Annotated in this window: 4 protein-coding genes and 1 riboswitch; all 4 genes read right to left on the bottom strand. The window is 44.6% G+C overall.

Features of this window, described 5'->3' with window-relative positions:
* Window positions 1–5: 5 nt before the first annotated feature.
* Window positions 6–10721 carry an amino acid adenylation domain-containing protein gene (locus NST24_RS02025; RefSeq protein ID WP_342462238.1) on the bottom strand — a complete coding sequence of 3572 codons (10716 nt, stop codon included), beginning with the start codon at window positions 10719–10721 and terminating at the stop codon, window positions 6–8.
* 147 nt (window positions 10722–10868) lie between these two features.
* A riboswitch (cyclic di-GMP riboswitch) is annotated at window positions 10869–10961 on the bottom strand.
* Window positions 10962–11329: 368 nt separating this feature from the next.
* A complete protein-coding gene (locus NST24_RS02020; RefSeq protein WP_008347828.1) occupies window positions 11330–12133 on the bottom strand; it encodes an ABC transporter permease in 804 nt (267 codons plus the stop codon).
* A complete protein-coding gene (locus NST24_RS02015; protein ID WP_285529083.1) occupies window positions 12126–12995 on the bottom strand; it encodes an ABC transporter permease in 870 nt (289 codons plus the stop codon). The genes NST24_RS02020 and NST24_RS02015 overlap by 8 nt, the downstream gene beginning before the upstream one ends.
* The gene (locus tag NST24_RS02010) at window positions 12995–14086 is read right to left on the bottom strand and encodes an ABC transporter ATP-binding protein (protein WP_041508232.1); all 1092 of its coding nucleotides are present in this window, start codon (window positions 14084–14086) and stop codon (window positions 12995–12997) included. Before NST24_RS02010 ends, NST24_RS02015 begins: the two co-directional genes overlap by 1 nt.
* Window positions 14087–14088: the final 2 nt, after the last annotated feature.

Here is a 14088-nt window from a genome sequence, read left to right as displayed (position 1 = left end):
TTTGCTTAAAATATATCCATTAGCTTTTCAAGTTCATCCATGGTCAGGTCATCGTCTCCTACATCACTAGGCGTAATTTGCGCTTCATCTTGTGATACACAATGTGAGATGAGTGCCTTCACGTTCTTTTCTAAAAGGTCCTTGAACTGTTCAATCGTTTGCTCTTCAAATTCAAGCTGGTGATAGGACATCGTCATCTGGAACATGCCCTGTTCTACGAAACCAACAATATCTAATGCATGAGGTTTCTCTGATTCTGGACTTAATGATTGACCTGCCTGCCAAGTGGATCGACTTAGTTCACCCCCGCCAATCTGTTCATCAAACTGACCAAGATAGTTAAAGCTGATATCTGGCGTGATATCAAATGCGAGACCGTCCTTCATTTTGTCAGGCGTTAAGTATTTTAAAACGCCATAGCCGATTCCCTTGTTCGGAATGTGTCTGAGCTCTTCTTTCAAAAGCTTGATTTGATACGAAAGATCCTCCGCATGCGACAAATCAAGCAGCACAGGATACATGCTCGTAAACCAGCCGATGGTCCGCGACACATTGACCGCCGGAAGGATGTCTTCCCTTCCATGTCCTTCAAGGTGAATAAAGTGTCTGTCTTCTCCTGTCCACTCTTTCAGGGTCAATCCTAAAGCGGTTAGCAAAATGTCGTTGATTTCCGTGTGGTACGCCTCATGTACTTCTGTCAGTAGGCTGCGTGTTTCTTCCTCAGACAGCGTAAAGCGAATGGTTTTTGTATGCAGCATTCTTTGATCCTCTGTGACATGATCCTTTTGCAGAGGTGCAGTTAAATGCCCAAGTACCTTTTTCCAATAGTCCCTTTCTGCCAGCAGCTCATCTGACACTGCGTATTCCGTCAACTTCTGGGCATATGCTTGGAATGAATGTGTTTTTTCAGGAAGTGTCAGCTCCTCCCCGCGCTTCGCCTGCTCATAAAGAGCCATGAAGTCTTCAAGGAAAATACGCCATGACACACCATCAATGACAAGGTGATGTACAACGAGCAATAAGTGATCTCCATGATCCGTACGGAAAATCGCAGGTTTGACTAATGGTCCCTCTGTTAAAGAAATACTCGCCTGCACTTCATTGGCTAGCTTTTCTACCTGCTGGATTTGCTGTGATCGTTCTCCTTGTACTTCTATCACGTCCACCGCTACATCGTTTTCGTCTACTCCACGATGACGCTGGATGATGCGTCCTTCTTCTATCGGATAAACCAATCGCAAAGCATCATGATGGGTCATCATCTGCTCGAGCACTTGTTTGACAAGCACTTCATCCAAACCATTTGCCGCATGGAGCATAACGGACTGATTCCAATGATGTTGGCTGCTGAAGTTCCGTTCAAAGAACCAGCGCTGAATTGGTGTTAAAATAACCTCTCCTTCCACAGGTGATTGATCAGCTGTGAGAAGATCCGCTTCTTCGATATATGGGCGAAGCTCCGCAATCGTTGGATATTGGAAAAGCAGTTTCATATCGAGCTTCCAGCCTTCTTGCGTGAGTCTGCTTGCCATTTGGATGCCTTTAATCGAATCTCCGCCAAGGAAGAAGAAATGGTCGTGAATACCAACTTGGCTGACGCCAAGCACATCTTCCCAAATGCCGCAAAGCAGTGCTTCCACTTCATCTCTTGGCGCTTCGTATGCTATTTGATTCGCTTCCACATCAGGTGCTGGCAGTGCTTTGAGATCCACTTTGCCATTTGCCGTCATCGGCAGTTGGTCTAGCTTGATGATCCATGATGGCACCATATAGTCAGGCAAGGTGCGCTTTAAGCCTTCTTTCAAAGTGGCCGCTTCTTCATCTGTGATGACGTAAGCGACAAGAGCGTCTTGATCACTTGCGTCTTTGACCGTTGTCACGACGGCTTCTTTCACTTCATTTAGCGCAAGGAGCTGCGCTTCAATTTCTGATAGCTCAATCCGGAATCCGCGGATGTTCACTTGATGGTCTTTTCTACCGAGATAGATCAGTTCGCCATCCTCTGTCCACTTCACCAAATCACCTGTACGGTACATACGCTCTCCAGGATAAAACGGATCTGGGACAAACCGTTTGTCCGTTTCCTCTGGGAGATTCCAGTAGCCTCTTGCCAGTCCTTTCCCCGCAATCACGAGCTCACCCGGTACGCCTTGCGGCGAGAGGTCATATAACGAACCCATAATGTAAAAACGAGTATTGGCAATCGCTGTTCCGATAGGAAGCGTGCCTTGATCTGGATCAATGATCCCGCTTGTCGCCACGACCGTATTTTCTGTTGGGCCGTAGTTATTGACGAGTTTGTATGGAACGGGCTTCACCTGTTTCAGCTTGTCCCCGCCTGTCAGTAAGTAACGGAGAGAATGATTGTCCATCGACATAAACTGCTCACATAGCTGTGTTGGCAGGAACGCGATGGTGATGCCTTCGTCATTGAAATACGTATTGAGCTTGATCATATCGAGGCGAATCGCTTCGTCGATGATATGGAGCTCTGCGCCGGCCATCCATGTCGGGAACATCTCCCAAATGGAGGCATCAAAGCCAAAGCCGGCATATTTGGCGGTTCGGTCTTGTTTCGTCACCTGGAAAGCATCATTGTGCCAAAAAGCAAGATTGACAAGGGACTGGTGCTCGACCATGACACCCTTCGGCTGTCCAGTCGTTCCAGATGTGTAAATCATATAGGAGAGATCTGTTGGTTTGATAGGAACCTGAATCTCGTGTGCTTCTCCTTCTACTGCCTCTTCTATGAAGAGGGTATGACCTGTGAATGAAGGTGGTGCAGTGAGCCCATTCTGAATCAGAAGGACCTTTGCCCCGCCATCTTCCAGCATGTAGGCAATGCGCTGCGCTGGATAATCGGCATCAATCGGCACAAATGCCGCACCTGCCTTGAGAACTCCGAGAACAACGGCTGTCATCTCGAGCGATGGACGTGTGAGAATGCCGATGCGGTCTCCCGGTTTTGTGCCGCTGGAAATAAGTCTTGCGGCGACTGTATTCGCCCGGTTGTTCAGTTCTTCATACGTCCAGCTTGTGCCGCAGAAGGATGCGGCTTTTTGATGAGGTACTTCTTGTGACTTTGCCTCAATCAATGCATGAACCGTTTGATCTGTCGGGACATTTAGATAAGGTCCGGACCATTCATCAAGCAGTTTTTGCTGCTGCGCTGGTGATAATAATTGCATCTGATCTAATAATTGATCTGGTGCTGACACCATTTGTTCGATCAAGTAAAGGAAATACTCCTTCCACTTCTCAATCGACGACCGTTCAAAGATAGAAGAATTATAATCAAACACAAGCTCGATTTGATCGTCAGATTCGTTTCCAGTTAAGGTCAAGTCAAATTTTGCTATGTTCTCATTGAACGGCTGTGGAATAATATCAAGTCCATCCATCGACAGGTTACGAATATCTGCATTTTCCATCGAGAACACCACATCAAAGATTGGATGACGGCTTGTGTCGCGAACCGTTTGTACTTGGTCCACCAATTCTTCAAATGGGTAAAGTTGATGTTCATTTGCCGCTAACACAAGCTCATGAACTGTTGACGCAAATTGAGAAAATGTCTGATGTCCTTCTGGTTTTGTTCTGAGTGCCAGCGTATTCACAAACATGCCGATGACTGATTGAATATCAGGATGAGTTCTGCCCACCACTGGAGAACCGATCATGATGTCTTCTTGTCTCGAAAGCTTGCTTAAAAGCGTACTGTAGCAAGCAAGCAGCACTGTATACGTTGTACCGTTGAGTGATCTAACCAGCTCATCCAATTGCGCTTTAAGCGCACCGTCTATAGAGAATTCGACGCGGCCCCCTTCAAACGTCTGAACCTTTGGTCTCGGGAGATCCTCAGGCAGCGCCAAAACAGGCAGTTCTCCTTTTAATTGTTCCAACCAAAACGCCGCTTCAGCCTCTTTTTGTGCAAGAAATTTTTCACTTGTTGACCAAACCGCATAATCCTTATATTGAATAGGCAATTCATCAAGTTCGTCTCCTCGATACAAGATCGATAGCTCATCAATTAAAATACCGACAGACGCACCATCTGAAATGATGTGGTGCATATCAATCAACAGATAATGAACACTCTCCGATTCAGACACAAGCCCCACTCTGAGCAGCGGCGCTTTTCCTAAATCAAATGGACGGATAAAATCATTCATTAATTGCTGAATGTCTCGGCCATCCCCTTCGATGTTTTCAATGTTCACAGAAACATTCGTTTCAATTCGCTGAACAGGTTCACCCTGAACGAAGTCAAAACTCGTACGGAATGCTTCATGACGATGAACAAGCTGTTTAATGGCTTTTTTAAATCGTTTTTCATCAAATACACCTTCAAGCTTTAAAGCAGCTGGCATATGATAGCTCTGCTCGGCATCTGTCATTTTTTGCAGAACAAACAATCTTTTCTGAGCAGATGTCACAGGATAAAATGCCGCTTCTTCCGCTTTTTCCACTCGCCTGATTTCAGTTCGATCTGTTTGATCCACCGCAAGGGCAAACGCCTCTAAAGTGGGTGATTCAAATAATGTTTTCAAAGTACATTCCACATGCATCTCTTCATAGAGCCTGTTCAGCATTTTCATGCCGCGCAGTGAATGACCACCGCATTCAAAGAAATGATCATGTCTGCCGATTTTCGGCACCTCAAGAACTTCCTCCCAAATGTGTGCCAATATACGCTCTGTATCTGATTGAGGAGGGACGTATTCATTTGCCGCCTGCTCACTTACATCAGGTACCGGTAATGCCCGTCTGTCTACCTTGCCATTCCCCGTTAGTGGCAGCTCGTCTAATTGCATGAAGAAAGCTGGCATCATATAAACGGGGAGTTCTCGTCCTGCTTGCTCACGTAAATCCGACAGCGGAACAGCACCTTCTGCTGTGAAATATGCACACAATGTATCATTTGATATCGCAATGACAACGGCTTCCTTCACTTGCGGATGCTGCAATAGCTGGTGTTCAATTTCGCCAAGCTCGATACGCTGACCTCGAATCTTGACTTGATGATCGATTCGCCCAATGAATTCAATATCTCCATTTGACAGCCATCGTGCGAGATCGCCCGTTTTGTACATGACTTCACCAGGTCGGAAAGGATTTTCAACAAACTTTTCGCTCGTTAGTTCTGGCTGGTGATAATACCCCTTGACCAGTCCATCACCTGCGACACAAAGCTCTCCAGCTACTCCCGGCGGCTGCACATGTCCAAACTCATCGACAATATAAACAGCCGTTTGACTCACCGGCTTTCCGATCGGAATCGACAGTGCTTGTTCTTCAATGTGATTCACCGGATAATACGTTGTGAAAATCGTGCTTTCAGAAGGTCCATACATATGAATGAGTTTATCTTCTCCAACCGTTTCAAGGGCTGCCACAACATGCGGCACAGAAGCACGTTCCCCGCCAAACAGCACTTTTCTGATGTTTTTCAGGCTGCCTTTTTTCATATCAATCAATAAGTGAAATAGAGCGGTCGTGATCATTAAAATACTGACTTTTTCCTTCTCAATCGCGCCAGAAAGCTCATTCATATTTAAGATGTTATCCTTTGGCAAAACAATGAGTTTCGCTCCATTCAATAAAGCGCCAAACACATCAAACATAAATGCATCAAATACATAGTTTGAAAGGCTCATCACCGTGTCTTTATGATGAATGGTGAGATAATTCGACTGCTTCACTGTTCTCAAAATGTTCCGGTGCGTCACCATGTTCCCTTTAGGTTTGCCTGTCGTACCAGATGTGTAGGTCAAATTCGCCAAGTCCAAAGGCGAAACACATACAACTGAATTGCTCTCTGACTGCTGATCAACGGCTTGATCTTCTGTTTCTATGATTTTCCCTTCAAATGCAGTAAGCACAGAACGATGACGCAGCACCTGATGGGTCAGGACAAACTGTGCACCACTATCTGTCAAAAAGTGCTTGATACGTTCATCAGGGAAGTCAGGATCAATTGGCACATAGACACCGCCAGCCTTTAGCACAGCTAAAACCGACAGCACCATCTCATTGGAACGTTCAAAGAATAAAGCCGCTTTCATCCCTTTTTCAAAACCATGTTCGTGTAAATAATGAGCCAGCTGGTTCACTCTGCGATTCAGCTCTTGATAAGAAAGAACCACATCTTTACATTGCAAAGCAGGCTGATGACCATGCTGCTGTACTTGTGATTCAAATTGCGTCACAATGGTTTCTTCCGCAGGATAAGGCGTAGGTAACGGGTTCCACATCTTCAATTGAGCCGCTGCCTCTTGTTCAGACAGTAAGCGGTATGATTGAATCGCTTGCTCCGGCACTTCAACCATCTGCTCCAGAAGATAAACATAATGCTTGAGCATCTGCTCGGCAGTACTTCGTTTAAATAACGCCGTACTGTAATCGAGAACAAAAGAAAGACCATGACTTGACTCCGTCGCTTGAAGTGTGAGATCAAACTTCGCAATATGGAAATTGGTTTCCTCGACTTCGACTTTCATCTCTCCAATATGCTGGGTTGTTGAATGATCTGGCGTCAGAGTAAAGACCGTATCAAACAATGGATGGCGGCTAAAATCTCTTTGCACATTTAGCTTTTCAAGCAGCCGCTCGAATGGATATTGCTGATGCTCAAACGCCCTCATCGTCTTTTCCTTTACTTGCTCAATCAACTGTGTCATTGAACCGTTCGGATCTACCTCTGAACGTAAAGCAAGTGTTTGGACAAACATGCCGATCATGTCATTCAAATCTGCATGCACCCGGCCTGCTGTTGGCGTCCCCACCACAAACTCCTTTTGACCTGTGTATTTCGCAAGCAATGTATAGTAAGCAGAAAGCAACACGGTATACAGCGTCGTATGATGATTCGCTGCAAGCTCCTGCAAACGGCCTGTTAACGTCTCATCGATGTTTCTGAGAACTCGATCTCCAGCGAAAGACTGGACAGCCGGACGCTGATAATCCGTTAGCAGCTGCAAAGCAGGGATATCTCCTGAAAATTCTTTCAGCCAGAATGCTTCATCTATTTGACCGCCTTGCTCTGCCTGTTGTTCTTGCCAAACAGCATAATCTTGATATTGAAGCTTCAATGGCGCTTTCACTAATCCCTCATATGCGTCAGACAACTCACGCAGCATCAAATCAATTGAAAGACCATCTGAAATCAGATGATGCATATCGAAATAGAGAAGATGCTCCTGATCATGTAAAGACTGTAGCCCAACACGCAAAAGCGGAGCCTGCTCAAGATAAAAAGGTCGGACAAATTGACGCATGTTCTCTTCCATCGTGCTGCCTGTCACCTGTTCTATTTGAAATGGAACGGATGAAGCTACCCGCTGACGAGGGACTCCTTTGACTGTATGAAAAGAAGTGCGCAGCATATCATGACGTGCGATCAGTTTTTCAAAAGCTCCCTCCAACTTCTCTCGTTGCAGCGTTCCTCTTAATTTCACAACGGCAGGCATATGATAGGCGATGCTCTGCTCCAGCTGAGTCACCATATAAACACGCTGCTGCGCTGGTGACAGTGGATAATCGGCGGCAGTCGGTGCTTTCGGTATGACCACTTGTGAAGACTTTTCCGCTTGTTCAATATAACCAGCAAGTGCTGCAATTGTTTGCTGTTCAAATAAAACCGATAAAGGGACCTCCACTTGAAAAGCCCGCTGAACGAGTGTAAGAACTTTCATCGCTTTGAGTGAATGCCCGCCTAGGTCAAAGAATGAGTCGTACACACCTATGTTCTCTTGATGAAGAACGTCTTCCCACAAACGAACAAGCTTCGTTTCTACATCGTTTCTAGGCGCTACATAAACAGCACTGACAGCCTTGTCTCCTTTTAAAGCAGCAAGCGCACGCCGGTCGACTTTCCCGCTAACTGTCAGTGGAAATGCCTCCAGCTGCTTGAAATAAAGCGGCATCATATAAGCTGGCAGCTGATGTTTGATAGCGGCTTGCAGGGTGTCCACGGAAAGAAATTCTTGTCGTGCTTGATAGTAAGCACTTAAAGCCTTTCCACCGTCCGGTTCATCCACGACAAGCACGACAGCCTGATCGACTCCGTCTACCTGCTCCATGACTGCCTCAATTTCACCTGTTTCGATGCGGTAACCTCTTATTTTTACTTGGTCATCTATTCTTCCAAGGTAATCAATAGTGCCGTCTGGAAGCCATCTCACTACATCACCTGTGCGATACATCCGGTCTTCAGGAAAAAATGGATCTGGTCTGAATGCCTTCTCCGTCAATTCAGGCTGATTCACATAGCCCCGTCCCACTCCTATTCCCGCAATGCATAGTTCTCCCACAGCTCCCTGCACCTGTAGTTGTTCATGTTCATTTAAAATATAAATCCGATGATGGCCCAGTGGCTTTCCAATTGACACATAGCGCTGTTCTGGTGACTTCTGCAGCTCACTGAGATCTAGACGGTGAACCGTCGCATCCACACACGTTTCTGTCGGACCATACACATTCCACAAGGCAAAATCGGGCTGGCTGACACGGACAGCTTCAATCAGCGCCTGCGCTGCTTTCGCAGGGAGTGCTTCTCCCCCAATCAGCATGTGAGTCAGTGCAAGCCCATCCAAATCCACTGCAAGTAAAAGCTGCACATGTGCTGGCGTTCCATCTGTTGCTTTGATTTGATGTTCTTTGTAATAAGCCGCTAGCTGTACACCGTTTCGTGTCATTTCTCTTGGCACAATATGAAGCGTATGTCCAAATAAAAGAGCAGCAAAGATTTGTTTAACAGATGCATCGAAATGGAATGGTGCAAGAAGCGCCACTTGAAGCTGATTTGCCCCCTCATACAATTCGTGATGCAGGGCATGAACCAAATGATGCAGCTGAAGATGCTCGATCATCACTCCCTTCGGCTTTCCAGTCGTACCCGATGTATAAATGAGATAAGCCAAATCCTGTGATGTCGTCTGATCGATCAGCTCAGGCAGCGGACGATCTTCTAATTCCATATGCTGCTGGACAACCATTTTTTCGGCAATGGATGAATATCGCTGAACAAACGATTCTTCTGTTAAAACGATAGAAGCACCAGAATCTTCTACAATAAATCGAATGCGTTCCTCAGGTAATGCCGGATCGATCGGTACATATGCACCGCCAGCTTTTAATATCCCAAAAATGGCAACCATCGCATCTGCCGTCCGTTCCATTAAAACGGCAACTGGTACATCACGCGAGACACCTTTCATCTGTAAAAACCGTGCCAGTTTGTCCGCTTTTTGATACAGCTCTCCATAAGTGAACGTTCCATTTTCCGCTACCGCAGCTGCTCGTTCTGAATACTTTTTAGCTACCTCATCAAATAAGTGGTGAACTGGTTTCGCTCCTGGTAAATCAAATGCTTCTCCCTTAGATAATTGAAGCAGCTGCTTTTGTTCATCTGCTGGCAGTAAAGAGAGAGCCCCAATCAGCTGATCTGGCTGAGAGACTGCCGCCTCCAGCAAAATCATCAATCGATCAAACAGCTTACTCATATCGTCTTCACTAAATAGATCTGTACGGTAATCCAAATCAATGGTCAATGTATCTGTATCCCAGCGGTCTTTCACATGAATCGATATATCATTCATTCCGCTTCCACTAAAAATCGGCTCCGTAATGAACGAAAGATTCTCTTTTTTCTGCCACTGCATGACCTGATACTCTAAAGAAATATCAAACAGGCGTCCTGTAAATCCATCTCTTTCCCTTAAATCATTCATGAGCACATTGTAAGGATATTTTTGATGACGCAAGATCTTCATCTGATCCGCCATGACCTGCTTCACGAAATCAAGAAACGTGAGGGATCCTTGCACAGATGCGCGCATCGGAATGGTCGACACAAACATCCCAATCATCTTTTTTTCCTTTGCATTTGTCCGATTGCCCATAAAGGTTCCAAGGACCACATCCTCCATGCCGCTAAATCGGTGCAAGTAAATATAGACAGCGGACATAAACATAGAAAGCATACTGACTTTCTCTTTTTCACAAAAAACGCGAAGCTTCTCCTTTAAAGCATCTGGAATATCCCCTGAAAATCTCTCCGCATGTAAACTCATCTCGTAACCTTTATGCGGTGTTAAAGAAGCGAAATCTGGAATATTGGCAAATTGCTCGTTCCAAAAAGCTTGGTCTTTCTGAAAACGTTTAGAAGATTCATACGTTTGCTCACTCATGATGTGATCAACGAAGGAAATGTCTTCAATTGGGGAGATGTCTGTCCCCTGCAGCATGTCATGGTATAGATCAATGATTCGGTTTCCCATCAAGATAATTGAAATACCATCAGCCACAATATGATGTGCTTTACAGAACAACCAGCACTCTTGATCACTGATTTGAAAGACCGTAAATTCGATTAAGGAGCGGTCAATCAGTTCCATCGGCTCACGAATCTCCTCGTTCGCCCACGCCCTGACTTCCTTTTCACTCCATCCTTTCACCAAACGAATCGGCTGTTTTTCATATGGCTTGATATATTGAACGGGCTCCTCCTGCTCATGTTGATACACCAGCCTTAAACGAAGAGAATCAGTTTCACGAATGTACGCTTGAAGCACATCAACGATCAAAGAAGGATTTAGACCTGATACCGATCTCAACTTGGCAAACCCACCCAAATTAGAAATACTTGTGCCTGGATAAAATCTTTCCGTGTAGAATACTCGCTTTTGCGCATGTGTTAAGGGGTAATAAACTGTACTCATTCTTATCCTCCGCTCTTCTATGTTTTCTCCACCAAATGTGATACCCTGCACCCTCTATATCAAAAGAACCAAGTCTATTTCATTAAAATAGACGGAATAACAGAAAAGGAGCCCACCCCGAATAAAACGGAGGGACTCCCATTTTGATTCGGTAACCTGCCGACCATAGTAAAAAAGAAACTTTTACCTTAGGACATGGCTTTGCGTCTCTATGTTTCCATAGATTTGCCTTTTTCTTCTTTTCTTTTAGATATTTTCTATTTACGTCCACTTTATATGAAATTATTGTTTTTTTCACCGAAAAATGGGTGTAAAGATTCATGCGTTATGCCGAAGGGATCACATCATAATTTACGATATTTACCGAAAATAACTAATAATAGTTGCGTTCCACCGAAAATAAATGACCAATTACCGCAAAAATTTCATGTTTTTCCTTAAATTTTGCAAATATGACCGAAAATGTAGGAGAGAGGTCTCCTATCACGCCTCGCATTTTCTTAAATCTTAAGAACTATATTCCCTAAAACTTTGAATATTTTTACCATAAAAAACAATACAAAAAGAGCTGTCATTTCAAATGACAGCTCCTTGTTTCTTCATTATATTTACATCACCTTAGACAAACCAATCGTTTTCTCAATAATGAGCAACGCAATGATAGAAATGATAATAAATATGACAGATATCGCATTGACACTCGGATCAAAAGTTTGCTCAATGTAATTAAACGTCCTCACGGGAATCGTAATGGTTTGAGGTGAAGATACGAACAAACTAATCGAGATTTCACCAAATGATGTCACAGCAGAAAACACCCCACCTGCGATAATGCCAGGCTTGATCAAGGGCAGTGTCACACGAAAGAAAGTACGTATGGGCCCTGCACCAAGATTCATGGAAGCTAGCTCAAGGCGTGGATCAAGATTTGAAACACTGACACCCACGGTTCGTACCACATAAGGAAAACCAATGATGACATGCCCAATGACTAATGCCCACAAAGACCCTGTAAAACCCATAGCCGTAAACAAATACAGCATCGCAATCCCTAATACCACCTGAGGAATCATAAGAGGTGACAAAATAAAGGCTTGAACAGCTTCCTTTCCCTTAAAAGAAAGCCTTGCTAAAGCATAAGAAGCCATCGTTCCTAAAAGAACAGTAAGCGGCGTCACAATCAATAACAGAATCACGCTGATACGCAAAGATTCCATCCATTCTGGATTCGACACGACCTCATGAAACCAACGAACGGAAAATGAAGTCGGCGGGAATTCAGGAAAGGCATTCGGGCTAAAAGCAGAAAGAACAATGACAAGAACAGGTACGGTTAAAAAGAGATAAACGAGTGAGCCTGCGGTCCATATCAGAACCGAAAGCAAACGGTCACTTATTGATTTTTTACGCATGCATCCTCGCCTCCCATCGCTTCAATAGATAGCTTAATAGACTGACGACCGCTAGCACACAAATCAATAAAGTAAAGGACATCGCAGCGGCAAGAGGCAAATTATACACCTGCATGACCTGCTGATAAATGGACAGTGGCAAGAGCGGCTGCATCCGTCCGCCGACTAGCAGAGGAGTAATATAACTTCCTGCTGCAAGTGAGAAGACAATAATTGCTCCGGTGATCATGCCTGGAATCGTAAGCGGCAAGGTCACATGAAAAAATGTCCGTATACGCCCAGCACCAAGACTCATAGAAGCCGGTCTTAAGTGACGGTCCATATCAGTTAAGCTCGTTGCAATAGGCAGCACTGCAAAAGGCAGCATCACTTGAACATAAGCAATAATGACCGCATTCATATTCCACAGCATCGATAGCGGTTTCTCAATCAGATGTAAATCGATCAGCATGCCATTGATCAAGCCATTTTGCGAAAGAAGAACGATCCATGCAAATGTCCGAATGACGACACTCGTCAAAAGCGGCGATACAAGTAAGATATAGAAAAGAGCCCGCAATCTTGGATGAGGTGCTTTCACTAGCACATAAGCTGCAGGATATGCCATCAATAAACAAATCACCGTTGTCTGTAAGGCCACCCACACAGTACTTCCAATTGCTTTCACATATGCATCTGTCGTAAATACATGTAAATATTGAGACAAACTATAGGATTGTAACGTATTCATCATCGAATCCACATCACGAAAACTGAGGACAAACATCATCACAAGCGGAGCAAGAAGGAATACAACTAGAAACAAACAAGCTGGCAGCAGCATAAACCAATGAAAGCGCTGATTCTTTTTTTTGATTCGCATCACGCATGCACCTTCGAATCTAAGAAAACAATATCTTCAGGCTGCCAATGAATATGCACAGTTTCTCCAACTTGAGGCAGCTCGGGAAATGCTGCGTCTGATGCATGGACAATGATTTCACCTTGATCAAGGCCCACGACCAAACGTAAAGAGTGCCCAATATAACTGACATCTGCCAACATTCCTGTGACATGATTTGGCTGAACTTCCTCCCCGCCAGAAGATAACTTGATTCTCTCAGGACGCAGCATGAGTAAATGCTTCTCGCTCTTCTCTTTAAATGCGGCAGCTTTTAGCTGAACTTGCTTCCCGTTTGATTGAGTGAAATGTGGAACAGTGTATGTGGAAGTAACTTCATCATACTCCGCTTCAAATAGATTGACCTGTCCGATAAATTCAGCAACAAAACGATTATTTGGCTGACGATATACTTCTAAAGGTGTCCCAATCTGCTGAATTTTCCCCTCACCTAATATCCCAATTCGGTCGGAAAGACTTAAGGCTTCCTCCTGATCATGCGTCACAAGAATAGTCGTAATTCCGACATTCCGTTGAATATTTCGCAGCTCCGTCTGCATATTTTTTCTTAGCTTTGCATCTAGATTACTGAGTGGTTCATCCAGAAGGAGAACAGCCGGCTGGATAGCAAGTGCCCTTGCAATTGCGACCCGTTGCTGCTGACCACCACTTAATTGGTGCGGCATACGTTTGGCAAATGACTCTAATTGCACAAGAGACAAGCTCTCCATCACCTTTTGCTTGATTTCCGCCTTCTTTTTCTTTTGAACCTTCAACCCATATGCAACATTATCAAATACGGTGAGATGTGGGAAAAGTGCATAGCTTTGAAAGACCATCCCCGTTTTTCTTTGATAAGGAGGTAAAGTCGTCACATCCTGATCACCAATATAGACGACTCCTTTTGTCGGTTCTAAAAACCCGCCAATGATATTGAGTAAAGTTGATTTTCCGCAGCCACTAGGGCCAAGAAGGGAGAAAAACTCTCCCTCTTTTACCGTAAGACTGACATCATCAAGAGCAATCTGCTCGCCAAAATGCTGGCTGATATGTTCTAAATTGATTCCACTCATGC

It is taken from the genome of Bacillus sp. FSL R5-0286, from assembly GCF_038593245.1.
Taxonomy (GTDB): Bacteria; Bacillota; Bacilli; order Bacillales; family Bacillaceae; genus Bacillus; species Bacillus altitudinis.
The sequence above is the reverse complement of the archived record's forward strand: the minus strand, read 5'-3'. Positions and strand labels throughout refer to the sequence as shown.